The sequence below is a fragment of the Mesosutterella porci genome, from assembly GCF_022134585.1.
Lineage (GTDB): Bacteria > Pseudomonadota > Gammaproteobacteria > Burkholderiales > Burkholderiaceae_F > Mesosutterella > Mesosutterella porci.
Genome location: NZ_JAKNCT010000006.1, coordinates 1 through 22,276 on the forward strand (window position 1 = coordinate 1; position 22,276 = coordinate 22,276).

Annotated in this window: 24 protein-coding genes; 18 read left to right on the forward strand and 6 right to left on the reverse strand. The window is 63.1% G+C overall.

Features of this window, described 5'->3' with window-relative positions:
- Positions 1 to 18: 18 nt before the first annotated feature.
- From MAF45_RS11535 to MAF45_RS05530, 6 genes are all read left to right on the forward strand, one after another.
- On the forward strand, positions 19 to 123 hold the full coding sequence (locus MAF45_RS11535) for a hypothetical protein (RefSeq protein ID WP_502568792.1): 105 nt from the start codon (positions 19 to 21) through the stop codon (positions 121 to 123).
- A 213-nt stretch (positions 124 to 336) separates the two neighbouring features.
- The gene (gene pyrH, locus MAF45_RS05510; protein WP_237978557.1) at positions 337 to 1,071 is read left to right on the forward strand and encodes a UMP kinase; all 735 of its coding nucleotides are present in this window, start codon (positions 337 to 339) and stop codon (positions 1,069 to 1,071) included.
- 41 nt (positions 1,072 to 1,112) lie between these two features.
- The gene (frr, locus tag MAF45_RS05515) at positions 1,113 to 1,676 is read left to right on the forward strand and encodes a ribosome recycling factor (protein ID WP_237978558.1); all 564 of its coding nucleotides are present in this window, start codon (positions 1,113 to 1,115) and stop codon (positions 1,674 to 1,676) included.
- 26 nt (positions 1,677 to 1,702) lie between these two features.
- Entirely contained in the window at positions 1,703 to 2,470 is a 768-nt protein-coding gene (gene uppS / locus MAF45_RS05520) for a polyprenyl diphosphate synthase (protein ID WP_237978559.1), read from the forward strand.
- Positions 2,471 to 2,524: 54 nt separating this feature from the next.
- Complete coding sequence (locus tag MAF45_RS05525; RefSeq protein ID WP_237978560.1) at positions 2,525 to 3,355, forward strand: phosphatidate cytidylyltransferase; 831 nt, start codon at positions 2,525 to 2,527, stop codon at positions 3,353 to 3,355.
- A gap of 307 nt (positions 3,356 to 3,662) precedes the next feature.
- A complete protein-coding gene (locus MAF45_RS05530) occupies positions 3,663 to 4,688 on the forward strand; it encodes a branched-chain amino acid aminotransferase (RefSeq protein ID WP_237978561.1) in 1,026 nt (341 codons plus the stop codon).
- Between the two features lie 197 nt (positions 4,689 to 4,885).
- On the opposite strand, the gene MAF45_RS05535 is transcribed toward MAF45_RS05530, so the two are convergent.
- The gene (locus MAF45_RS05535) at positions 4,886 to 5,305 is read right to left on the reverse strand and encodes a DUF805 domain-containing protein (RefSeq protein WP_237978562.1); all 420 of its coding nucleotides are present in this window, start codon (positions 5,303 to 5,305) and stop codon (positions 4,886 to 4,888) included.
- A 63-nt stretch (positions 5,306 to 5,368) separates the two neighbouring features.
- The gene (locus tag MAF45_RS05540) at positions 5,369 to 6,310 is read right to left on the reverse strand and encodes an SDR family NAD(P)-dependent oxidoreductase (protein ID WP_237978563.1); all 942 of its coding nucleotides are present in this window, start codon (positions 6,308 to 6,310) and stop codon (positions 5,369 to 5,371) included.
- A 113-nt stretch (positions 6,311 to 6,423) separates the two neighbouring features.
- On the opposite strand from MAF45_RS05540, the gene MAF45_RS05545 reads away from it, so the two are divergent.
- The 12 genes from MAF45_RS05545 (at position 6,424) to MAF45_RS05600 (ending at position 18,900) form a co-directional block, all read left to right on the forward strand.
- Positions 6,424 to 7,458: a hypothetical protein gene (locus MAF45_RS05545; RefSeq protein WP_237978564.1), complete on the forward strand. Its 1,035-nt coding sequence runs from the start codon at positions 6,424 to 6,426 to the stop codon at positions 7,456 to 7,458.
- Positions 7,459 to 7,541: 83 nt separating this feature from the next.
- On the forward strand, positions 7,542 to 8,711 hold the full coding sequence (gene dxr, locus MAF45_RS05550; RefSeq protein ID WP_237978565.1) for a 1-deoxy-D-xylulose-5-phosphate reductoisomerase: 1,170 nt from the start codon (positions 7,542 to 7,544) through the stop codon (positions 8,709 to 8,711).
- A 34-nt stretch (positions 8,712 to 8,745) separates the two neighbouring features.
- Complete coding sequence (gene rseP / locus MAF45_RS05555; RefSeq protein WP_237978566.1) at positions 8,746 to 10,116, forward strand: RIP metalloprotease RseP; 1,371 nt, start codon at positions 8,746 to 8,748, stop codon at positions 10,114 to 10,116.
- A gap of 100 nt (positions 10,117 to 10,216) precedes the next feature.
- Entirely contained in the window at positions 10,217 to 12,565 is a 2,349-nt protein-coding gene (gene bamA, locus MAF45_RS05560; RefSeq protein ID WP_237978567.1) for an outer membrane protein assembly factor BamA, read from the forward strand.
- An 84-nt stretch (positions 12,566 to 12,649) separates the two neighbouring features.
- Entirely contained in the window at positions 12,650 to 13,171 is a 522-nt protein-coding gene (locus MAF45_RS05565) for an OmpH/Skp family outer membrane protein (protein ID WP_237978568.1), read from the forward strand.
- A 113-nt stretch (positions 13,172 to 13,284) separates the two neighbouring features.
- A complete protein-coding gene (lpxD, locus tag MAF45_RS05570; protein WP_237978569.1) occupies positions 13,285 to 14,385 on the forward strand; it encodes a UDP-3-O-(3-hydroxymyristoyl)glucosamine N-acyltransferase in 1,101 nt (366 codons plus the stop codon).
- Positions 14,386 to 14,468: 83 nt separating this feature from the next.
- Positions 14,469 to 14,921 carry a 3-hydroxyacyl-ACP dehydratase FabZ gene (gene fabZ / locus MAF45_RS05575; protein WP_237978570.1) on the forward strand — a complete coding sequence of 151 codons (453 nt, stop codon included), beginning with the start codon at positions 14,469 to 14,471 and terminating at the stop codon, positions 14,919 to 14,921.
- A gap of 110 nt (positions 14,922 to 15,031) precedes the next feature.
- Positions 15,032 to 15,820, forward strand: a complete 789-nt coding sequence (lpxA, locus tag MAF45_RS05580; RefSeq protein ID WP_237978571.1) for an acyl-ACP--UDP-N-acetylglucosamine O-acyltransferase — start codon at positions 15,032 to 15,034, stop codon at positions 15,818 to 15,820.
- A 73-nt stretch (positions 15,821 to 15,893) separates the two neighbouring features.
- Positions 15,894 to 17,096: a lipid-A-disaccharide synthase gene (gene lpxB / locus MAF45_RS05585; RefSeq protein WP_237978572.1), complete on the forward strand. Its 1,203-nt coding sequence runs from the start codon at positions 15,894 to 15,896 to the stop codon at positions 17,094 to 17,096.
- Positions 17,097 to 17,131: 35 nt separating this feature from the next.
- Positions 17,132 to 17,755 carry a ribonuclease HII gene (gene rnhB, locus MAF45_RS05590; protein ID WP_237978573.1) on the forward strand — a complete coding sequence of 208 codons (624 nt, stop codon included), beginning with the start codon at positions 17,132 to 17,134 and terminating at the stop codon, positions 17,753 to 17,755.
- On the forward strand, positions 17,752 to 18,603 hold the full coding sequence (locus MAF45_RS05595) for a TrmH family RNA methyltransferase (protein ID WP_237978574.1): 852 nt from the start codon (positions 17,752 to 17,754) through the stop codon (positions 18,601 to 18,603). The genes rnhB and MAF45_RS05595 overlap by 4 nt, the downstream gene beginning before the upstream one ends.
- Before the next feature lie 45 nt (positions 18,604 to 18,648).
- On the forward strand, positions 18,649 to 18,900 hold the full coding sequence (locus MAF45_RS05600) for a hypothetical protein (RefSeq protein WP_237978575.1): 252 nt from the start codon (positions 18,649 to 18,651) through the stop codon (positions 18,898 to 18,900).
- Positions 18,901 to 19,006: 106 nt separating this feature from the next.
- On the opposite strand, the gene MAF45_RS05605 is transcribed toward MAF45_RS05600, so the two are convergent.
- From MAF45_RS05605 to MAF45_RS05620, 4 genes are all read right to left on the reverse strand, one after another.
- Positions 19,007 to 19,735 (reverse strand): amino acid ABC transporter ATP-binding protein, encoded by a 729-nt coding sequence (locus MAF45_RS05605; RefSeq protein ID WP_237978707.1) that lies wholly within the window; start codon positions 19,733 to 19,735, stop codon positions 19,007 to 19,009.
- 57 nt (positions 19,736 to 19,792) lie between these two features.
- On the reverse strand, positions 19,793 to 20,470 hold the full coding sequence (locus tag MAF45_RS05610) for an amino acid ABC transporter permease (RefSeq protein WP_237978576.1): 678 nt from the start codon (positions 20,468 to 20,470) through the stop codon (positions 19,793 to 19,795).
- 17 nt (positions 20,471 to 20,487) lie between these two features.
- Positions 20,488 to 21,219 (reverse strand): amino acid ABC transporter permease, encoded by a 732-nt coding sequence (locus tag MAF45_RS05615; protein WP_237978577.1) that lies wholly within the window; start codon positions 21,217 to 21,219, stop codon positions 20,488 to 20,490.
- Positions 21,220 to 21,375: 156 nt separating this feature from the next.
- A complete protein-coding gene (locus MAF45_RS05620; RefSeq protein ID WP_237978578.1) occupies positions 21,376 to 22,260 on the reverse strand; it encodes an amino acid ABC transporter substrate-binding protein in 885 nt (294 codons plus the stop codon).
- Positions 22,261 to 22,276 lie beyond the last annotated feature (16 nt).

The following is a 22,276-nucleotide window of genomic DNA, read 5'->3' on the forward strand; positions in this document are numbered from 1 at the left end:
GACAGCATTGCCTTCTATATCGATTTTTACAACAACCGCCGGCCTTGCTCAGTGATCGGCAACATCCCCCCGTCAGAGTACCGGCAGCAGCGCCAGAAGGAGAAACAGGAAACGGTGTCTTGAATGCTGCTGATTACGACAGAAATTTTTTCGAGAAATTGAAAAGCCGGATGCCTAAAATAATTCCGTCTTACATCTGTCCAAGAAATCCATACCAGTTCACGCGCATCTTCATGGCGCACGGGAGCGGCTTTGCAGTATCATGCCTTTTGGCTCGAAATAAGCGTTAATAGCTAATTCACCGCCTGCCGCCGCGGCAACTGGAGAATCGTTCAAATGAAAGAGACAAAAAAGAAACCTCAGCCGATCTACAAGCGAGTCCTGCTCAAGCTCTCCGGTGAGGCTCTGATGGGGCACGACCAGTTCGGCATCAACCGGGATACGCTGCACTACATGGTCTCTGAAATCAAGAAGATTCTGGACATTGGCGTCCAGGTCGGCATCGTGGTGGGAGGCGGCAACATCTTCCGCGGCGTCGCTCTCGGTGCAAGCGGCATGGATCGGGCGACCGGAGACTACATGGGAATGCTCGCCACCGTGATGAACGCCATGGCTCTGCAGGATGCCTTCACCAAGGCGGGCATACCGGTGCGCATTCAGTCGGCCCTTCACCTTGAGCAGGTGGTGCAGCCCTACATCCGCGGCAAGGCTCTGCGTTATCTCGACCAGGGGCGCGTCGTGATTTTCGCCGCCGGCACCGGCAACCCGTTCTTTACCACCGACACCACGGCGGCCCTGCGCGGCGCCGAAATGGGTGCCGAGGTGGTGCTCAAGGCGACGAAGGTCGACGGGATCTATACCGCCGATCCGATGAAGGATCCGACGGCAACCCGCTTCTCCGACATCACGTTCGATGAGGCGATGAAGCGCGACCTCAAGGTGATGGACGGGACGGCTTTCGCCCTGTGCCGTACCAACGGTCTGCCCATTCGAGTCTTCAATATCGGCCGTCCTGATGCTCTGTTGCGCGTTTGCACGGGCCATGAGGAAGGCACGCTGGTTCATCTTTGAACCGTACCCTGTTTTAACTGTCACAAAGGAAAGAGTTTCAAATGGCAACCATTCAGGAAATCCGCACCCAGGCGGAACACAAGATGCAGCGCAGCGTCGAGGGCATCCGCGAGGAATTCCGCAAGATCCGCACCGGCCGCGCCTCCACCGGGCTGCTTGACTCTATTTCAGTGGATTACTACGGAGTGCGCACGCCCCTGAACCAGTGCGCCACGGTGAATGTGGCCGACGCACGCACTCTGACGGTCCAGCCGTTCGACCGCAGCCTGGTCAAGGCCATTGAAAAGGCCATCTTGGAAAGCGACCTGGGGCTCAACCCTGCTACGACCGGCACGATGATCCGCATTCCGCTGCCGCCGCTCACCGAGGAGCGCCGCCGCGAGATCACGAAGGTGGTCCGCCGCATCGCTGAGGAGGGGAAGATCGCCGTTCGTAACGTCCGCCGCGATGCGAACGAGGCGGTCAAGAAGATGCTCAAGGACAAGGAGATTTCGGAGGACGAGGCGCGCGGCTCTGATAACGACATTCAGAAGCTGACCGACAAGTACATCGATCTGGTCGACACGGCCACAGAGGAGAAGGAAAAGGAGGTCATGACCGTCTGACCGGCCTGGAAGGCGGTTTTCCCTTCATGAATTTTTCCAAGATCTCCGAACAAAGCCTGCCCGGGCACGTTGCTGTCATTATGGACGGCAACGGACGATGGGCGAAGCAGCGCCGCCTGCCGCGCGTGGAAGGGCATCGCCGCGGCGTGCGCGCGGTGAACGCCTGCACGGAGGCCGCGCGGCGGGCCGGGATCCGCTCGCTCACGCTCTTTGCCTTCAGCAGCGAGAACTGGAAGCGCCCGGCCGATGAGGTGAGCGCCCTGATGTCTCTTTTCGTGCAGGTTCTGCGCGTTCAGCAGCCGCGGCTGCTCAAGTACGACATCAGGCTCCGCGTGGCGGGTGACACCTCGGTTTTCAATCCGGAGCTTCGAGACCTTATCGCTGAAACCGAACAGGCAACGAGCGGCTGCCGCGGCATGACTCTCACCATCTGCGCGAATTACGGCGGCCGATGGGACATCGCCCAGGCCGTGCGCCGTCTTCTTTGGGAAGAGCCGCTTGCGGCCTCTCACCCGGAGATGATCGATGAGGAGTCCATCGGCCGGCATCTCGCGCTCGACTGGGCGGGCGACGTCGATCTGCTCATCCGCACGGGGGGCGAGTCGAGGCTGTCCAATTTCCTGCTCTGGCAGTCGGCTTATGCCGAGCTTTATTTCACTCCCGAGCTCTGGCCCGACTTCACCGAGAAGAGTTTCCTCGCCGCGCTGCGCTGGTATGCGGGGCGCGAAAGGCGCTTCGGTCTGACCAGTGAGCAGGTGGCGAGCGGAGCTCTTCCCTCCGGCCGCGGCTTTTAATTTCTCTCTTTTATTGCTGAGGCGTGCGGTGACGGAAGACCGCACTGGATCCATATGCTGAAACAACGCGTGCTTACCGCCACCGTCATGCTTGCCGTGCTGGTGGCCTCCATCCTCATTTCCCCGCTCGCCTTCTGCGCCGTCATGACATTCTGCGTTTCCGCGGCTCTTTGGGAGTGGCTGCGGATGCTTCATGTGCGCGCGGCGCTTCCTTTGGCGGCGGTCATTGGCGCGACTCTTTACGTCTCCTGGCTGGCGGGGCTGCGGATTCCCGACGGGGCGCTGCTCGCGTTCACTGCGCTCGACAGTCTGGTCTGGCTCGTGATTGCCGCGGGGCTCTTCCGGCACCGCGTCAGCGGCTACCGTCTGCCCGTTCCTCTGCAGGCCGTCTTTGCGTTCACCATGCTGCCTCTGGCCTGGTGCAGCCTCATGCGGCTGTTTGAGTCGGGCTCCTGGCAGCTCGTCCTTTCCGTGCTCGTGATCGTCTGGACGGCGGACATAGCCGCCTATTTCTGCGGACGGGCTTTTGGCCGGCACCGTATGGCGCCCGCCATTTCCCCGAAGAAGACCTGGGAGGGGGCCGCGGGCGCCTACCTGTTCGGGATTGCTGTGGCGGCTGCTCTTGCCGCAGTGTTTGCCGGCCGCTCCGATGTCTTTCAGGTTCTCATCTTCAGGCGGGTCGGGTTCGTTGCGGCTTTCTTCATCATCGTCTTTCTCACCTTCTTCTCGATGGCCGGCGATCTCCTCGAATCCGCCGCCAAGCGTCAGGCGGGCATCAAAGACTCAAGCAATCTCCTTCCGGGGCATGGCGGATACTTCGACCGGCTCGACGCCTGCATCCCTGTGATGCCTGCGGCGGTGCTGATCCTGCTGCTCACCGCTTGAAGTCTGAACCGGCCGCCTTCGCGAAGCCATGAGGGACGGGTTTCTGTGACGTTTGTGAAGAAGCACTTAACAGAGGCACTCCTATAGGAGTAGGATTAACAGAATCTGCTGACGGCTAATCGAGACGCCAGCCGCCCTTCCTGAGACCCGGCGCCCGCCGGGCGGCGGGGAGAACTCTGCGGGCCACAAGCTGCAGATGCGTTTCCGATCAGGAACGGACTCCGGCCCCGGCGGACCGGTTTAGGCACAAAAAATGGATTGCAGGATTTTTTATTAAATCCTGAGTTTTTGGTTTAAAGGTATGAAGATGGAAAAGAAAAACATAGACTGGAGCAGCCTCGGCTTCGGCTACACTCCTACGGATTATCGCTGGGAGACCCGCTGGCACGACGGGGCGTGGGAAAAGGGCGGCCTGACCACGGACAGCACGATTACGCTGTCGGAAGCGGCCTGCGTTTTCCATTACTCTCAGTCCTGCTTTGAGGGACTCAAGGCTTATACGACCCGCGACGGCCACATCGTGACCTTCCGTCCTGATCAGAACGCGAAGCGCATGCAGGACTCCTGCCGCCGCCTTGAGATGCCTGTGCTGCCTGTCGAGACTTTCCTTGAAGCCCTCGACGCCACCGTGAAGGCCAATGCGGCCTGGGTGCCTCCGTTCGGCACCGGCGCAACCCTCTACATCCGTCCTCTGATGATCGGCTCGGGCCCGCAGATCGGCGTGGCTCCCGCTCACGAATTCCTCTTCCGTCTGTTCTGCATGCCGGTGGGGTCCTACTTCAAGGGCGGCGTGAAGCCGATCAGCCTTCAGGTCTCCAAGTACGACCGCGCCGCCCCGCGCGGCACCGGCCACATCAAGGCCGGGCTCAACTACGCCATGAGCCTGTATCCGACCATGGAAGCTCACCGCGCGGGTTTTGCCGAGAACATGTATCTCGATCCTGCGACCCGCACTTACGTCGAGGAGACGGGCGGTGCGAACATCCTCTTTGTCGATCAGGACAACAATCTCATCGTCCCGAAGAGCGACTCCATCCTGCCGTCCGTCACCCGCCGCTCGCTCGTGTATGTGGGCGAGCATTACCTCGGGCTCAAGGTGATCGAGCGCAAGGTGAAGTTCTCCGAAGTGAAGGACATGAAGGAGTGCGCCCTTTGCGGCACGGCCGCCGTTCTGGCGCCTGTGGGCCGCATCCACAGCGACGAGGGCGACATTTACCTGCCCTCCGGCATGGACAAGATCGGCGAGATCTCCGGCAAGATCCGTGAGACGTTGCTCAAGATCCAGTCCTGCGAAATCGAGGCTCCGGAAGGCTGGATCCGCCGCATCCTCTGATTTTCAGAGCGTGCCTCCCTCCGCATGCGGGAGGCGGACGCCCCGGCGTCCGCTTTCCTCTTGCGGCGCACTGCGAAAGCCGCTGATTCCCCCCTGAAGGGAGCCAGCGGCTGTTTTTATCCAGGAAAAGCCTGGAGGCGGTGAAAGGAAAGAGCACGGGGCCTGCCGGGCCCGTCAGGCGGTCCGCAGCCCCTTCCTCAGGACAGAGGCCGGGGACCGTAGGTGTTGCTCTGCCTGCTGCCGGGAAGCATCGCGGCCACGAAGAGAATCAGGAAGGCTGCCGTCGAAATCCACCGCAGCCAGGCGTACTGCTCGTAAACCGCCAGGGCTGAGGTCGCGAGGCTCAGCAGGAAGACGGCAGCGACCCACCGGCCTGACAGCCCGACATCATGAAGCCTCCGTACGAGGGCTGCGGCGTAAGGGCAGATCGAAACCAGGGCGAAGCCGCCGATTGCGGCGCTGCCCAGCGATGGAACGAGAGCTGCGAAGACGATCAGCAGGGCGTTGCAGGCAAAATACGCAAGAAAAAACCACCAGAACTCGGAGCGGCTCGAGCGGCCCTTGAATCGGGCGTACTTATAGTAGGCGCAGTTTTTAACCGCCTCTGTGAAACGCATGGATAAAGTGTCCTTTCCAAATCGGAGTGCTTAAAAACCCAAAGCGGTCCTTTCGGCCGTGTTTTATTTAGAGGCTTCAGAGCCGGAGGCTGTCCCCTGGCCGGCCGGCCCGTTGCCGTGCTCCGGCTGCTGCGCGGACCCGGGCTTTGCGGCGGCAGCCCCGGAATCGTCCGGCTGTGCGGCCCGGCCCCGCCTCCGAGCGCCGAAGGAGAAACGTCCGGAGCGTCCGGGAGCCTTGCCGCCGGAAGGCGTGAGAAACGGATAAAAGCCGATTGGGAGGTTTTCCCAGAGCACTCCTGGCAGCGCCGCCCAGGCCCAGGAGAGGAGCATGTAGCGCCAATCGATCCAGGCGACGCGCTTTTTGGCCAGGATCGCCTTGACGATTCGGTCGGCCGCGTAAGGCAACGGCATCGTAAGAGGATAGCGGTGCCCGGCGATCAGAGGCGTGTCAATGAAACCTGGCCGGATGTCGGTGACGTAGATGTCCAGCCCCCGGGCCGCGGAGCGCTGCCGCAGGGCTTCCAGGTAGTTTTTCTGCAAGGCCTTGGTAGCCGAGTAGGCCGGCGCGATGCCCAGTCCGCGGGTGGAGGCGACCGAGGAGATCGCGGCGATCTGAGCCCCGTAGGGCTGGCTTCTCATGATGGTGAAGACCGCATCGATGCAGCGCACGAAGCCGTCGGCGTTCGTGGCTAAGGTGTTCAGTTCAATTTCCGGGGTGAGGTCGGGATTTTCGGAGCCCACGCCTGAGGCGTGGATGTAGAGGTCAACGCCCCCCAGCTCTCTGACGAGATGCGACAGCCCGAGGGGCGCCTCGTCTGAGCGGACGTCGATCTTCTCCCAAATGACTTTAGCGCCGGTTTCGGCCTGGAGCTTTTCCGAGATCTGCCGCAGCCGGTCCTCGCGTCTGCCGGCGATCGCAAGGTCGCAGCCCAGGGCCGCGAAACGGCGGGCGAGTTCTTCTCCGATGCCAGATGTGGCGCCCATGATGACGACGTTTTTTGCCATGGCTCTAGTCCCATTAAAAGAGCGGCGGCCGCGTCCGAGGAGCAGACATCTCGGCAGCCCGTTTCGGTTGTTATGTATGATAGACAAAGATTTTAAGGCCTCAGATTCGGATTATGACAAGCTCTGCTCTCGCAAGCGTTCCCTCGCTCCGGCGCTGGAAATTTGTGGACGGCGCAGGCACCCTTGCCGTTCTGTGCGCTGCGCTGGCGGCCGTGCCGGCCGCCCTGGCCGATCCGTCCGAGGATCCCGTCGAGGCCTTCCTGCTGTCCGCAGCCGCGGCAAAGGGCAGGCCCGGCGCCTCCCTGAGGCTTTCAGATCTTCAGGCTCGAAGGGATGAGTCTCTGCATTTCTCGCTGCTTCCTCCGGCCGCAGCCGCCCGAAGCGCCGCTCCGGGCGAGTCTCTGCTCTATACCCGGAGTCGGGCGGGCTTCCTGCAGGACGAGCCCGCCCCGGCTCCAGCCGAGACGCCGGGCATCGCGGTGACTCTGCGCGAGAAGAACTCCTCGATTGTGAGGGAATCCGACGGTGGGCTGCAGCTCGCGGGGCTCGGCCCCCTGAGTCTGGTGGGCTTCTACGGCTTTGGCGGCATCACCCGCGACAACGGCTACCACTTCACCGGTACGGGCTACTCAAGCATCGACGGCACTTCCCGGGTGCTTCCCGCGTCGCTGTCGCTTGCCGGCTTTACGGCTGATCCGAGGCAGAACATTTATTCGGCCGAGATGCGCGCGGAGGCCCCGATGCAGATTTCCGGCCAGACGCAGGTGGTTCCGTTCATTGGCTACAGGGCTGTTCTCACGCAGCAGTCCGATGCGGGGCTTTTCAATGCGTTGGGGGGAGAGGGATCCGCAGACTCGGGCCAGAAGAGCGCCCGGCAGATTCCTCTCGGCGTGGGGCTCGTCCACACGAGGCAGGTCGATGCGAAAACGCGGTATCGCTTCAAGAGCGTTCTCGGGGCGGTGACGAGCGTTCCCGAGGGCTCGGGGGCCTCGGGCGAGGAGGCGGGAAACTCGGTCACCGGCATTGGGTCGCTGGGCATCGAGCTGCAGCGCGGCACATGGAGTCTGGAGGCGGGGGCGGATCTCGGTGTTTCAAGCGAGAGCCGGAGCGAGAAAGGGCTTTCGATTAATTTCAAGCGGGCCTTTTGAAGGCGCATCCCGGGGACGGGGCGGGCCGCGGGGGCAGGGTTTTCCCACACGGGTCGGAGGAACACCATTACAATCACACCACTATGACTAAGACCGTGAATATTCTCGGAGCGACGGGATCCATCGGCCGCTCTGCGCTGGACGTGCTTTCGCGGCACCGCGGCGAGTGGCGCGTGCGCGCGATAGCCTCGGGCAGCCGCGTTCGGGAGCTGGCTGAGGCTGCGGCCGCCTGCGGCGCCGAGGCCGCCGCCGTGGCCGACCCGGCCCTGAAGGATGCGCTGGCCGCGGAGCTGCGGGCGAGGGGACTTGCCACCGAGGCTTTGGCCGGCCCTGAGGCGCTCTGCTCGATCGCCGGCGACCGGGGCGCAGATGCCGTGGTTCTTGCGGCAAGCGGCGCGGCGGGCCTGCCCCAGGCTTTTGCCGCGGCGCGTGCGGGCAGAAGAATGCTTCTCGCGAACAAGGAAAGCGTCGTGTGCGGAGGAGCGCTTCTGCAGTCCGAAATCAGGCGCCATGGCGCGTCCGTTTTCCCGGTGGACTCCGAGCACTCTGCCATTTTCCAGTGCCTCGCGGCGGCTACGCCGGGGCAGCGTGCCTCGGCCGTGATCTGGCTCACATGCTCGGGCGGGCCCTTCCGGACCCGCCGCGACCTCTCGGGCGTCACGATTGAGGAGGCGAGCACGCATCCGCGCTGGAAGATGGGGCGGAAAATCACGGTGGATTCCGCCACGCTTATGAACAAGGGCCTGGAGGTGATCGAGGCCCGGTGGCTTTTCGACATCCCCGCCGAGCGCATCCGCGTCGTGGTGCACCCGGAAAGCGTCATTCATTCGGCCGTGGCTTACTGCGACGGGGCGGTGATGGCCGAACTCGGGGTTCCGGACATGAGAACCCCGGTCGCGGTGGCACTCGCCTGGCCGCAAAGAATTGAATCGGGAGCTCAGCCGCTCGATTTCCTGCACCTGAAGCCGCTGACCTTCGAGGCTCCGGACACGCAGCGTTTCCCGCTGCTTGCCATGGCCTACGAAGCCCTCAGCGAGGGCGGCGGCGCTCCCATCGTGCTCAACGCCGCCAATGAGGTGGCCGTGGAAGCTTTTCTCGGCGGCAGGATCCCCTTTCTGTCCATTGCGGAGGTCTGCCGCAGGACCCTCGACCAGGTGCATTTCGGTTCTCCGGATTCACCCGAGGAGATCCTTGAGGACGACCGCAGGGCCCGCGAGGCTGCCCGCGGCCTGATCGACTCATCCCTGCGATAGGCAGATGGAGCCCCTTCCCGGAGGAAATGCACTCGTGAGCCTGCTCATTACTCTTGTTGCCTTTTCCGTGGCGCTCGAGCTTCTCGTCGTCGTTCACGAAGGCGGGCATTTCGCCGCTGCGCGGCTCTGCGGCGTGCGTGTGCTGCGCTTTTCCGTGGGCTTCGGGCCCGTCCTGTTCAAGCTCACCGGCCGGAGGAGCGGCACGGAGTACGCCCTGTCGCTGCTGCCTCTGGGCGGCTACGTGAAGATGCTCGACAGCCGAGATCCTTCGATGCGCGAGCAGTCGGAGCAGCATCCGCAGGAAGACTTCAACCGCAAGCGGCTCTGGCAGCGCGCCCTGATCGTTTTCGCGGGCCCCTTCATGAACCTTGTGCTTGCCGTGCTGATCTTCTGGGGCATCGGTATGGCGGGAACCTATGAGTTGTCGTCGCGAATCGCCCAGCCCGCAGAGGGCACGCCTGCCGCTGCGGCCGGACTCCGGGGCGGACAGTACGTGACCGAAGTCGGGGGACTTGAAGTGCACAGCTTCGAAGACCTGCAGATGAAGGTGCTGCGCGCCTCGGGCGGGCCTTCGACGATTACGGTGAGGGACAGCGGCGATGAAAAGGGCGAGAACGCTACGCGCTACCCCATCGATCTCAGCTCCATCGGCTTTGAGCAGGATCCGGCCAAGTCCCGGCCCATGGAGAAGGTGGGGCTGCTGCCCTGGCAGGGGCCGCTGACCGTGGTGGAGGTGCTGCCCGGGTCGGCCGCTCAAAGCGCGGGTTTTGCCGCGAAGGACCGCATCCTCGCGGTGAACGGCGAGCCCATGGGCGGCGCCCTCGACTTCATGAAGGCGGTCTCCGCCCTGGGCGGCCGGCAGGCTGACATCAGGATCGAGCGGGCGGGCGCCGAGCAGACGATCCGCCTCGAGGTGCCGGAAGCGACGGACTCGAAGACCGGGCAGAAGGTCGGCCGCATCGGTGTGAGGATCAGCGGCCTGCCCGACGTGGTGAGGGTGCAGCTCGGGCCTCTGGAGGCCTTTACAACGGGAGTCTCCAAGCTCTGGGATACGACGGTGCTCTCCATGCAGGTGATGGGCAGGATGCTGATCGGGCAGGCTTCGGTGAAGAACCTCTCCGGCCCTGTGGCCATTGCGGACTACGCGGGGCAGGCGATGCAGGTGGGGCTGCTGCCTTATCTCACTTTCCTTGCGGTTATGTCGGTGAGCCTAGGCATCCTCAATCTTCTGCCGGTCCCGGTCCTGGACGGAGGGTACCTTGCCATTTATGCGGTCGAGCTGGTGATCCGGCGCAGGCCTTCCGAGCGCGTCATAGGAGCTGCCCAGCGCATCGGGCTCGTCCTCATTCTGCTTCTTACGCTGATCGCGCTCACCAATGACCTCACCAGGCTGATGGGCGGTTAAAATAAAACAACTTTTTGACTTCTTCCAATGCCCGGCACTGGTTCGCGGATCCGAAAGAGCCTTTTCTGGGGAACTGCGATTCATTCTGCGGAATTAACTCATGACATTGAAGACTTTTACCATTAAGGCTGCGGCGGCTGGCGTCATCGCGGCCCTATCGCTTTCTGTTTTTGCCCAGCAGTTCAAGATCAAGGACATCCGGGTCGAGGGTATTTCCAGAACCGAACCGGGCACGGTGTTCTCTCACCTGCCCTTCCGCGTGGGCGATGACTACACGCCTGAAAAAGGCGCGCAGGCGATCCGCTCGCTCTACCAGTCCGGGCTGTTCCGCGATGTGAACCTGACCCAGGACGGCGACGTCATCGTCGTGAACCTGACTGAGCGTCCCGCGGTGGCCACGATCCAGACCAACGGCATCAAGGCCTTCGACAAGGACGAGGTGGAGAAGTCTCTGAAGGGAGCAGGGCTTGCCGAGGGACGCATATTCAACTCGGCCACGCTTGACAAGGCGACGCAGGAGCTGCGCCGCCAGTACCTCGCCAAGGGCTTCTACGGGGTTGAGGTTTCGACCAACGTGACGCCTCTTGAGCGGAATCGCGTGCGGGTGACGATTTCAGTCGACGAAGGCTCTTCCTCCTCCATCAAGCAGATCCGCTTCACGGGCCTGCACGCTGCTGACGAAGATGATCTGCGCGATGTGATGCAGCTGGGCACCCCCAACTGGTTCTCCTGGTACACGAAGCGCGACCAGTACTCGCGCGAGAAGCTCGCAGGAGACCTTGAGGCGATCCGCTCCTGGTACCTGAACCGGGGCTATCTCGACTACAGGCTCGACTCCGTGCAGGTGACGATCGCTCCGAACAAGGAGGACGTGTTCATCACGATCAACATCGAGGAAGGCAAGCCCTACAAAGTCGCCTCGGTTAAGATCGAGGGCGAGGAGCTCGGGCTCGACAAGGAGCTGCAGGGGCTTCTCAAGCCGGTGAAGATCGGCAGCACCTACAGTGCCGAAACCGTGAACGCCGTGGGCGAAAGCCTGAAGGAGAAGTTCTCGACCCTCGGCTACGCCTTCGCCAAGGCGACGCCCAATCCTGTGACCGATCGGCAGAAGGGCACGGTGGACGTGATCTACACCATTGACCCAGGCCGCCGCGCCTACGTGAGGAATGTGATCATCACGGGCAACACCCGCACGCGCGACGAGGTGGTTCGCCGCGAGGTGCGCCAGTACGAAGCCTCCTGGTTCGACTCCGACAAGGTGAAGATTTCGAAGGACCGCATCAACAGGCTCGGCTTCTTCGATGACGTGACGGTGGAGCCCGCTCAGGTCGCGGGCACCCGCGACGAGGTTGACCTGAACGTCCACGTGAAGGAGCGCCCGACCGGCAACATCACGCTTGGCGCGGGCCTGTCCTCCTCCGACGGCATCATCTTGTCGGCTGGCATTTCGCAGACGAATATTTTCGGCACGGGCAATTCCGCGAGCGTCGAGGTGAGCAATTCGGATTCCACCCGCACTTACGCGCTTTCTCTCACCCAGCCGTACGTCACCCCAGAGGGCGTCTCCCGCACGATCGACATCTACGACAGGCGGGTGGACCTCGATGAGCTCGACGTCTCCAACGTCATGTACGAAACGCTCGGCGCGAGTCTGAGCTATGGCGTGCCGGTGACCGAGCTGGACCGCATCTACCTCGGCGCGAAGGTCGAGCAGACCAAGGTGACGCTGCGAGGCTCCCGGGACGCCAACGGCGAACCGATCGGCGACTCCTCGCCGCGGCGCTACTGGGACTACGTCGACAATTTCGGCAAGGATCCGAAGTCGGCGGCGCTCACCTTCGGCTGGTCGAGGGACTCGCGCGACAACGCGCTTGCGCCTAACAAGGGCCGCTACCAGCGCTTGAGCGGCGAGGTGACGCTGCCGGTGCTCGACCTGCGCTACTACAAGGCGAGCTACCAGTTCCAGCAGTACTGGCCGGTGGCGAAGTACGTGACGGCCGCCTTCAATACGGAGATCGGCTACGCCGACTCCTACGGCGACAAGGAGTACCCGTTCTTCAAGAACTTCTACGCGGGCGGCATCGGTTCGGTGCGAGGCTTTGACAGCTCGTCACTTGGGCCGCGCGACAGCAACGGCGACAACCTGGGCGGCCAGAAGATGTTCAACTTCTCGGCCGAGCTCTACGTGCCGCTGCCGGGCGCCGACCGCACGCTGCGCGCCTTCGGCTTCTTCGATGGCGGTTGGGTCTGGGGCAAGGGCGGCTCCAATCGCTATGAGGGCACCGACACGAGCAATGTCAGCCTCTCCGACCTTCGCTACTCCGTGGGCGTGGGCGTGGCCTGGATCTCTCCGCTCGGGCCGCTCAAGTTCTCGATCGCCTTCCCGCTCAACGACAAGAAGGGCGACGACGTGCAGCGCTTCCAGTTCCAGATCGGTACCGGTTTCTAAGGGTCGAAAGGGCGTAGAATCGGGCTGTTTCCTGCGGCGGGCGCGGAGCCTGCCGGAGGCTTTCGTTTAGAAGGTTTTGACAAAATGACAAGAAAGTTAGTTTCTACGGCTGTTCTCGCGGCTGCTGCCTGCGCGGCCATCGCATTGGCGGGTTCGGCGCCGGCCTTCGCCGCAGAGACGGCGCAGAAGATCGGCGTAGTGAGCCTCGACCGCGTCCTGCACGAATCGGCTCCGGCCAAGGCCGCCGCGGACAAGCTCCAGAAGGAGTTCGCCCGCCGCAAGGCTGAGATCGACAAGATGTCAGCGGACTTTAAGGCCAAGGCCCAGGATTTTCAGAAAAACGGTCCGACGCTCACTCAGAGCCAGCGCATTAACGAGCAGCGCGACCTCGCAGAGGCTGAGCGCGCGCTCAGCCGGGCCCAGCGCGAGTTCCGCGAGGAACGCGGCCAGCGCGAAAACGAGGAGATCCAGATCGTGATCGCCCGCGCCAACCAGGTGATCCAGGACCTCGCGCGCCGCGAAAACTACGACCTGATCTTCCAGGACGCCGTCTATGCGAGCCCCCGGGCCGATATTACCGACAAGGTTCTCAAAGCCATGAAGTGAGGGCCGGAAGCCCTTCCGGGCTTCGGAGGTCCTGCGGAAAGCCTGATCCGGCAAGCGCCCGGGCCAGGCTTTCTCCGTGAATGAACGCAGCCGTTTGATTTGAAGAGGTGCCCATGAAAGAAGCTGGCCAGTCGTTTTCGGTGTCCCGCCTGATCGAGGAGGTGAGCCGCCTGTCGGGCGGCCGCCTCGCTTCGGAAGCGAAGGCGGGGGCCGGGTCGTGCGAGGTCGAGGGCTTTGCTCCGCTCGAGGAGGCGCAGCCGCGCCACATCGCCTTCGTGGCCGGCCCGAAGACGATGAAGCCTGCGGCCGCGTCGAAGGCGGGCGTGCTCGTGCTCCGCGAGGAAGAAGCGAGGGCGGGCGGCGAAGCTTTTGCGGCGCGGCCCCTCGTGCTTACCGCCAACCCTTACGCTTGGTTTGCCTGGGCCTCCCAGGCCATGGAGGGAGAAATCCTGCCGCCGCCTGAGGCCGGCATCCGCCCGGGCGCCTTTGTGGCTCCTTCGGCCCAGGTGGATCCGAGTGCAAGGATCGACGCCGGCGCGGTGGTGGAGGCCGGTGCGAGGATCGGTCCGAGGGCCTGGATCGGAGCCGGGGCCTATGTGGGCGAAAATGCCGAGATTGGCGAGTCGGCGAGGCTTTATCCGCGCTCCCTCGTGGGCAGCCGCTGCCGCATCGGAGCGCGAACCATCCTCAACATGGGCTGTGCGATCGGAGGCGACGGCTTCGGCTTTGCGCCTTTTGGCGGGGAATGGGTGAAAATCCCGCAGGTGGGCGCAGTCACGGTCGGCTGCGACGTCGAGATCGGGGCCAACACGACGATAGACCGCGGAGCGCTTGACGACACCGTGATCGGCGACGGCACGAAGATCGACAATCAGGTGCAGATCGGGCACAACTGCCGCATCGGGCGGCACTGCGTGATCTGCGGCTGCGTGGGCATCGCCGGCTCCACGACGGTGGGGGACCACTGCGTGCTGGGCGGCGCGGCGATGATCAACGGCCACATTTCCATTCCCGCGGGCTCGATGGTCGGGCCCGCCACCCCCGTGATGAGTTGGGGCGAAAAACCCGAGGTGATGACGGGGATTTTCCCGTCGCAGCCTCACAAGGACTGGGAGCGCACGGCGGTCATGATTCGCCGCCTGCCGCAGATGCGCCAGTCCCTCAAGACGCTTGCCCGGGACGTTGCGCAGCTCAAGTCCGGGCAGGATCGTTAACCCGCGCCCGGGTTTTCTCCGGGCTTTATGGAGCGGACAACCCCGAAGAGAGGGCCTATTTCCCCCGGGGATCCGATGAAAAAATGATAAAGATCTACGAGATCATGGATCTGCTTCCCCACAGATTCCCTTTCCTGCTTGTTGACCGTGTAGAGGAGGTGAGCGAGGACCTCACGACGATTACGGCCTACAAGAACGTGACCGCGAACGAACCGCAGTTCACAGGGCACTTTCCCGGGGCCCCGGTGATGCCGGGGGTGCTCATTATCGAGGCGTTGGCGCAGACCTGCGGCATCCTCGCCATGATGAGGCTGGGCGAAGAGGCCCGCAAGGACAAAGACTCGCTTTATTATTTCGCCGGCATCGACAAGGCCCGCTTCAAGCGCGTGGTGCTGCCCGGCGACAGGCTCGTGATGAAGGGACGCTATCTGAAGGACCGGCTGGGCATCGGCTGGTTCGAATGCGAAGCCTCGGTCGACGGCAATTCGGTGTGCAAGGCGACGCTCATGTGCGCCCGGCGCAAAATCCACGAGTAAGGCCCGCCAGGGGTTCACACGGCGCGGACGCTTCCTTCCCGCGGAAAACGGCCTTTGAGGAAGAGGCTTTTCCCGCGCCGTCCGCATGAAATCAAGATTAAGAGGTGCTCATGGCAAAAATCCATCCGATGTCGGTGGTCGATCCGGCCGCCGAGATTGACGAAGGTGTGGAGATCGGTCCCTTCTGCGTGGTCGGACCCCATGTGAAAATCGCTTCAGGCACGGTTCTGATGAGCCATGTTTCGGTGCTCAACCGGACCACGATAGGCCGCAACAACAAGATCTTCGCGGGAGCCTGCATCGGTTGCCTGCCGCAGGACAAGAAATACGCGGGCGAGGACACGAGCCTCGTGGTGGGCGATGACAATGTGATCCGAGAGAACTGCACGATGTCGATCGGCACCGTTCAGGACGAGGGCATCACGCGCGTCGGCTCCCGGGGCCTGTACATGGCGAACGTGCATGTCGCCCATGACTGCCGCGTAGGCAATGACGTCATTCTTGCGAATAACGTGGGACTTGCGGGTCACGTGCATGTGAAGGACTTCGCGATCATAGGCGGACAGGCGGGCGTGCACCAGTTTGTGCACATCGGCGAGCACGCGATGGTGGGCGGCGGCTCCATGGTGGTGCGCGATGTGCCTCCTTTCGTCATCTGCTCGGGCTATCCGGCCGAGCCTCACGGGCTCAATTCGATCGGGTTGCGCCGGCGCGGCTTTACGACCGACCAGCTCTCCGCCCTCAAGCACTGCTACCGCATCATTTACCGGGAAAACCTCACGGTTGCGGAGGCGAACGTGAAGCTGCAGGCTCTGGAGGCCGAAGAGCCGCAGTTCCGCGAACTGATTGAACTTATTCGAGTCGCAGTGGTCGACAGCCCCCGTGGCATCATCCGCTGAAGCGCCGGCGGGGGGCTCCGGGGCCTCTCTGGCCCTGCGGAGCCGCCGGGACAACACAGAGGAAGCATCAGATATGGAAGGATCGCCTTCGAAGACAAACCCAGAGGAGACGCTCTCGCCCGACCTGGCGCACCGCAGCGGCGTGATGTGGCTTGCCGGGGAGAAAAGCGGCGACGCGCTTGCCGCTCTTGTCCTTCCGGCCGTGAGAGACCGCATGGGCGGGGCGCTTCAGTACGGGATCGGGGGCGAAGCGATGGTGCGCGCGGGGCTCTCGGCCTGGAAGGGAATCGAGGCGCTTTCCGTCCGCGGCTACGTCGAGGTGCTCCGGAAGCTTCCCTCCCTGCTCAAGCTGCGCTCCGAGGTGATCGAGCGCGCCCGTGCGGCTTCGCCGCGCGTCTTCGTGGGGGTCGATGCTCCGGACTTCAACCTCGGGGTCGAGGCGGAGCTGCGCCGCAGCGGCATCCCCACAGTTCACTTCGTAAGCCCCTCGATCTGGGCCTGGAGGCCCGAGCGGATTGAAAAAGTCCGAGCGGCCGCCGACCTTGTGCTTCTCGTCTTCCCGTTCGAGCAGGCTATCTACGACCGGGCCGGCATTCCCGCCGTCTACGTCGGCCATCCGATGGCAGCCCAGATTCCCGAGAAGCCGGATTCCTGGGCCGCCCGCAAGCGCCTCGCGATCGATCCGCAGGGGCCGGTTTTTGCGCTCCTGCCGGGGTCGCGCTTCGACGAGATCCGCTGGAACGGGCCGTGTTTTTTAGAAACTGCCCGGAAGGTGCTCCGCAGCGAGCCCGAGTCTCTTTTCCTTGTCCCTGCCGCAGACGAACCGAGGCGCCTGCAGATTGTGAGCCAGCTCTCCGGGTTTCCGGACGTCGCAGCGAGGGTCCGGATTTTCCTCGGGCGCAGCCATGACGTGCTGGAGGCCTGCGACGCGGCGCTCATCGCCTCCGGCACGGCAACGCTCGAGGCGGCGCTTTACAAAAAACCCATGGTCGTGAGCTACAGGATGCCCGCCCTCTCCTCGATCATCATGCAGAGCAAGGGCACCACCTCGTGCGTGAGCCTGCCCAACATCCTCGCGGGCCGGAACATCGTTCCGGAGTTTCTGCAGTATTACGCGCAGCCCCAGTTCATGGCGGTGAGTCTGCTCGAGCAGCTGCGGCCCGAGCGGCGCGAAGCCCTGCTCCCGGTTTTCGAGCGGATGCATGAGTCGCTGCGGCGCGACACCGCGGCGCTCGCCTCCGAGGCCGTGGCCGGAGCCGCCCGGCGGGCGCCATGAGACGGCGCCCGTCAGCGCCGGATGCGTCCGCCTTCATGGGGGATCTTTTTGGCGCAGAGGACTGGTCGGGGGAGGTTGTTGCCGGGGTCGATGAAGCAGGGCGCGGACCGCTGTGCGGCAATGTCGTTGCTGCCGCGGTGATCCTTGACCCCCGCAGGCCGATCGAGGGCCTGCGGGACTCCAAGAAGCTCACCGAGGCGCGGCGCGAGCAGCTCGCGCCTGAGATCCGCGAGAAGGCGGCGGCCTGGGGCGTGGGAGAGGCGACACCTCAGGAAATTGATGAGCTCAACATCCTGCAGGCGACGATGCTCGCCATGCGGCGTGCGCTCGAGGCGCTGCCGGAGAGCGCGCGGCCGACCCTGGTGCTGGTTGACGGCAACTGCACGCCGAAACTCGACATTCCCTGCCGCGCGATCGTGAAGGGCGATGACCGGGTGAAGGCGATCTCGGCCGCCTCGATCCTCGCAAAGACTTGGCGGGACGCCGAGCTGCGGCGGCTTGATCAGGCTTATCCGCAGTACGGCTTCGCCCGCCACAAGGGCTACGGTACGAGTCAGCACCTCGAGGCGATCCGCCGCTACGGCCTGATCGAGGGCGTGTACCGCAGGAGCTTTGCGCCGATCAGCGCCATCACGGGCTGGAAAAGGGAGAAAAAATGATCAGGGAGTGCTCCATTTCAATTACAAGCGAGGCCAATGAGCGCGTGAAGGGCTGGAAAAAGCTGGCCGCTCAGCCGCGGCAGATCCGCCGCGAAAGAGTCTGCCTCGCCGAAGGGCTGCACATCGCCATGTCGGCGCGCGACGCCTCATTCCCTGTGAATGCATTGATCCTGAGGGACGGGCAGGCTGCGCCGGAGGCCGAAGCGCTCGTCCGCGAGATTACCGGCGCAGCCTGCAGATCCGGCCGCAGACCGCCCCGTATCTACCTCCTTGCGCCCGCAGTCTACGAGTCCATCGCTCCGGTTGAAAAGGGCTGCGGACTCATGATGGAGCTGCCGCTGCCGCCGGAGCCGGCGGCCGGGGACCTGCGCGGCCTTGACGCTCTTTTTCTCGACGGCGTCCAGGATCCGGGCAACGCCGGCACGCTGATTCGGACGGCCGTCGCTTCGGGAGTGCGCGTGATCGCCGCAAGCCCGGGCACGGTCGAGCTCTGGTCTCCCAAGGTGCTTCGAAGCGCCATGGGAGCGCATTTCGGGGCTTGTATTCTGGAAAACGTGAAGGCCTCCGAGCTCGCTCTCCGGTTTGCCGGCCGCAGAATCGCAGCCGACGCCCGCGGCGGACTCGATCTCTACGACACCGAGGGCTGGGAGTCCGGTCCCGTGGTCTGGCTCATGGGCGCCGAGGGCCCGGGGCTCTCCCAGCAGGCGCTTGCAGCGGCTCAGCTGCGGCTTTATATCCCGATCGAACCGGCGACGGAAAGCCTCAACGTGGCCGCGGCAGCCGCCGTTTGCCTTTTCGAGCAGCGGCGCCGCAGGCGCTTTGGAGCAAACGGCGCCCGCCGGGGCTGATTCCCTTTTTTGTCAACTCTTCACATTTTTTCAGGCGACAATCCTATGCATCCCTGGCTGGATTTCAAAAATTACCGCAACCCCCTGCAGTTTTTCATCCGCGAAGCGCTCCTTGCGGCCGCCTTCGTGGTGCTTGTCATTCTGAAACCTTTTCTCAACTCTCTGGTGAATTCGGGGATGTCGGAGGGCTTTGCCTCAATTATCGTGGGCGTGGTGGGCTTCCTGATCCTGCTGCTCATGGAAAGGGTCTGGAAGCAGTTCGGGCCGGCCGGGGACGGCGGAAAGAAGCGCCCCTGAGGCTTCGCAAAAATGCGCAGGCCCCCGCACGCATCAGCGCGGGGGCCTGCGAGGGGCTTTTAAAGCGCTTTCCGGGCTTCTTGCCGGGGCTGCGCCGCCGCCTCTCTCAGTGCGAGAGGATCTTCGAGAGGAAGTGCTTCGCGCGGTCCGACTTCGGGTTGCTGAAGAACTCGTCCTTCGGAGAGTCCTCGAGGATCTCGCCCGCCTCGAGAAAGATGACGCGGTCGGCCACGTTCTTCGCAAAGCCCATCTCGTGGGTGACCACCATCATCGTCATGCCTTCGTGCGCGAGCTCGACCATGACGTCAAGCACCTCGTTGATCATTTCCGGGTCGAGCGCCGATGTCGGCTCGTCAAACAGCATGCATATCGGATCCATGGCGAGGGCCCGGGCGATGGCGACTCGCTGCTGCTGGCCGCCGGAGAGCTGTCCGGGGAACTTGTCCGCCTGCTTGCCGAGCCCGACGCGATCGAGAAGCTTCAGTCCCTTCGCGGTGGCCTCTTCGCGGCTGCGCTTGAGGACCTTCATCTGGGCGAGCACCAGGTTCTCGCGGATCGACAGGTGGGGAAAAAGCTCGAAGTGCTGGAAAACCATTCCCACGTGGCTGCGAAGCTTCGTGAGGTTCGTTTTCGGGTTGGTCACCTCGACGCCGTTGACGAAAATCTTTCCCTCCTGGACGCTTTCAAGTCCGTTCACGGTCTTGATGAGGGTGGACTTTCCGGATCCCGACGGACCGCAGACCACCACAACCTCGCCCTGGCGTACCTGGCAGCTGCAGTGCTTGAGAACCTGAAAGCTGCCGTACCATTTCGAAACGTTCTGGATGTCAATCATCAGGGCGTTTTTGTCTTCAGAGGTCATGTTCAATTTCCTAAGCGGTTAAAGGCTTTTTCAGCGGATGATAGCTAGTTTTTTCTGCATGTGCTTCACGCCCGAGGACAGGGTGAAGGACACGACGAAGTAGCACACGGCGGCAAAGCAGTACATCAGCGTGAGCTGGCTGTCGCGCTGCGCGATTTTCGAGACCGCCCCCATGAAGTCGGTGGCCGAGAGCACGTACACGAGCGAGGTGTCCTGGAAGAGCACGATCGTCTGCGTGAGCAGCACCGGGCCCATGTTGCGGAACGCCTGCGGCAGGATCACGTGCCTCATCGACTGCCAGAAAGTGAGTCCGAGGGCCTGGCAGGCGTAGAGCTGGCCCCTGGAGATGGACTGGATGCCCGCGCGGATGATCTCGGCGTAGTAGGCCGCCTCAAAGAGAATGAAGGTGATGAGAGCCGTTTTTTCCGGTCCCACGGGGACGGGGATCGGAGAACCGGTGAACCAGGCGATGAACACCGGAACGAGGAAGAAGAACCAGAAGAGTATCAGCACGAGCGGCACGGCGCGCATGAGGTTCACGTAAGCCGAGACCGTCAGGGAGAGCAGGCGGTTTTTTGCCATCTTGCCCAGGGCGAGGAACGTGCCGAGGATGATGGCCCCGAGGGCGGCCGAGGCCGTGAGCTCAAGCGTGTAGGCGGCTCCGCGAAGAATGAAGGGAATGGAGCCCGTGATCGAGGTGAAGTCCATGTTCTCTCTCCCCTGCTTCAGCGGTGTATGTATCCGGGAATCGCCACGGCGCGCTCGAGGGCGGCCATGCTGCGGTTGATCGTCATCGAGATCACGATGTAGACGATTGTGGCGAAGCAGAACGCGACGAAGAACTGGAAGGTCATCTCGCCCATTTCATGCGAGCGCAGCGTGAGGTCGGCCAGTCCGATCGTGAGCGAGGTCGCCGTGTTCTTCATGAGGTTCATCGCCTCGGAGTTAAGAGGCGGCAGCGTGATCCGGAAAGCGACCGGCAGCAGCACGTAGCGGTAGGCCTGGGCCGTGGTCATGCCCAGCGCGTAGGCTGCGGAGAGCTGCCCGCGAGGCAGCGACCGGATGCCCGACTTCACGTTTTCCGCCACGCGCACGGAGGTGAAGATTCCGAGGCACATAAAGGCGCAGAAAAACTCCCCGTAGACCGGATCTGTGCTGATCATCCAGTTTTTAAGCGGAGGGACGAACTCTGGCAGCACGAAGTACCAGAGAAAAAGCTGGACGAGCAGCGGGACGTTGCGGAAGACCTCGACCCAGGTTTCTCCGAACCAGTTGAGAAAACGGTTCGGCACCGTGCGGATCACGCCGATCAGGGTTCCAATCGCGAGCGCGAGAGCTCCAGCCGAGAGCGTGAGGGCAATCGTGATCACCGCGCCGCTCAGCATGTACTCCCACCAGGGTTCGTCTGCGAGGTCGCTCATCGCCAGCAGCGTGGACCAGTCCATGTCGAGACCCATAGCGCCTGACTCCTTTATCTGTGTTTTTATCAACTGCCTTTCGCCGGCTTCCGGGGCGGGAGGGTGAAGGCCGTTTCAGGGATTGCAAAAGGGCCTCGCCTCGGACCGTTCAATCCGGGGCGAAGCCTGAGGGCTGCTGCGGCACGCCGGCCGCGCTTAGATGCCCTCCGAGTTCGGGCTGGCGAAAGCGCGCTTCGTCGGCTCGTTCATCGGGAAGTTGAGGTTCACGTTGTGCGGCTTGATCGGTTTGGTGAACCAGGTGTCGTAGAGTTTCTTCATTTCGCCGCTCTTGATCATGCCGGTGATCGTCTTGTCAACGAGTGCCTTGAACTGCGGATCCTTGCGCAGCATCGGCCCGTAGGGCTCCTCGGAAATCGACTCCTTCAGCAGCCTGAAGTCGCCCGGCTTCTTGGAGTTCGCAATCTGCCCGGCAAGCAGGATGTCGTCCATCACGTTGGCCACGACGCGGTCCTGGGCGAGCAGCTGGAAGGCCTCGGCGTGGTCCTTGGCCGGGGTGACGCGCGTGACGATGCCTTTCTTCCTCAGGTCGCGCAGCAGCGTGACGGAAGTGGTGCCGGCCGTGGTCGACACGTTCTTGCCGTTGAGGTCCTTGAAGGAGTTGATGGAGGAGTTCTTCTTTACCGCAGCCGTGACGCCGATGCGGAAGTAAGTCGTGCCGAAGTCGACCTGCTTCTGGCGCTCTTTCGAGTTGGTAGTCGATCCGCATTCGAGGTCGTAGGTGCCGTTGAGCAGCAGCGGGATGCGGTTTCCGGAGGTGATGGGCTGCCACTTGATCGTGAGCTTGCGGCCCACGGCCTTGCCCACTTCGGCGGCGACCCGCTTGCAGATCTCCATGCCGTAGCCGATAGGCTTGCCGTCGGCGTCGAGGTAGGAGAAGGGCACCGAAGAGTCGCGGTAGCCGATCGTGAAGATGCCGGTGTCCTTCGCCTTCTTGAGCGTGCCGGTGAGGGCGGGGGCGGCGGCCGCTGTGCCGGCGACGGCGAGGCTGACGAGGGCAACCATGACAGTGCTGAGCTTCATAACTATCTCCTTCGAA

Excerpts from the sequence above, each read along its gene's own strand:
- MAF45_RS05540 (WP_237978563.1), bottom strand. The coding sequence starts at position 6,310 with ATGGCAAAAAACGTCGTCATCATGGGCGCCACATCTGGCATCGGAGAA.
- MAF45_RS05595 (WP_237978574.1), top strand. The coding sequence starts at position 17,752 with ATGATCAGGGAGTGCTCCATTTCAATTACAAGCGAGGCCAATGAGCGC.
- MAF45_RS05535 (WP_237978562.1), bottom strand. The coding sequence starts at position 5,305 with ATGCGTTTCACAGAGGCGGTTAAAAACTGCGCCTACTATAAGTACGCC.
- fabZ (WP_237978570.1), top strand. The coding sequence starts at position 14,469 with ATGATAAAGATCTACGAGATCATGGATCTGCTTCCCCACAGATTCCCT.
- dxr (WP_237978565.1), top strand. The coding sequence starts at position 7,542 with ATGACTAAGACCGTGAATATTCTCGGAGCGACGGGATCCATCGGCCGC.
- MAF45_RS05600 (WP_237978575.1), top strand. The coding sequence starts at position 18,649 with ATGCATCCCTGGCTGGATTTCAAAAATTACCGCAACCCCCTGCAGTTT.
- lpxB (WP_237978572.1), top strand. The coding sequence starts at position 15,894 with ATGGAAGGATCGCCTTCGAAGACAAACCCAGAGGAGACGCTCTCGCCC.
- MAF45_RS05610 (WP_237978576.1), bottom strand. The coding sequence starts at position 20,470 with ATGGACTTCACCTCGATCACGGGCTCCATTCCCTTCATTCTTCGCGGA.
- MAF45_RS05530 (WP_237978561.1), top strand. The coding sequence starts at position 3,663 with ATGGAAAAGAAAAACATAGACTGGAGCAGCCTCGGCTTCGGCTACACT.
- MAF45_RS05605 (WP_237978707.1), bottom strand. The coding sequence starts at position 19,735 with ATGATTGACATCCAGAACGTTTCGAAATGGTACGGCAGCTTTCAGGTT.
- frr (WP_237978558.1), top strand. The coding sequence starts at position 1,113 with ATGGCAACCATTCAGGAAATCCGCACCCAGGCGGAACACAAGATGCAG.
- pyrH (WP_237978557.1), top strand. The coding sequence starts at position 337 with ATGAAAGAGACAAAAAAGAAACCTCAGCCGATCTACAAGCGAGTCCTG.
- lpxA (WP_237978571.1), top strand. The coding sequence starts at position 15,032 with ATGGCAAAAATCCATCCGATGTCGGTGGTCGATCCGGCCGCCGAGATT.
- MAF45_RS05615 (WP_237978577.1), bottom strand. The coding sequence starts at position 21,219 with ATGGGTCTCGACATGGACTGGTCCACGCTGCTGGCGATGAGCGACCTC.
- MAF45_RS05565 (WP_237978568.1), top strand. The coding sequence starts at position 12,650 with ATGACAAGAAAGTTAGTTTCTACGGCTGTTCTCGCGGCTGCTGCCTGC.
- bamA (WP_237978567.1), top strand. The coding sequence starts at position 10,217 with ATGACATTGAAGACTTTTACCATTAAGGCTGCGGCGGCTGGCGTCATC.
- MAF45_RS05620 (WP_237978578.1), bottom strand. The coding sequence starts at position 22,260 with ATGAAGCTCAGCACTGTCATGGTTGCCCTCGTCAGCCTCGCCGTCGCC.
- MAF45_RS05525 (WP_237978560.1), top strand. The coding sequence starts at position 2,525 with ATGCTGAAACAACGCGTGCTTACCGCCACCGTCATGCTTGCCGTGCTG.
- rnhB (WP_237978573.1), top strand. The coding sequence starts at position 17,132 with ATGGGGGATCTTTTTGGCGCAGAGGACTGGTCGGGGGAGGTTGTTGCC.
- lpxD (WP_237978569.1), top strand. The coding sequence starts at position 13,285 with ATGAAAGAAGCTGGCCAGTCGTTTTCGGTGTCCCGCCTGATCGAGGAG.
- MAF45_RS05545 (WP_237978564.1), top strand. The coding sequence starts at position 6,424 with ATGACAAGCTCTGCTCTCGCAAGCGTTCCCTCGCTCCGGCGCTGGAAA.
- uppS (WP_237978559.1), top strand. The coding sequence starts at position 1,703 with ATGAATTTTTCCAAGATCTCCGAACAAAGCCTGCCCGGGCACGTTGCT.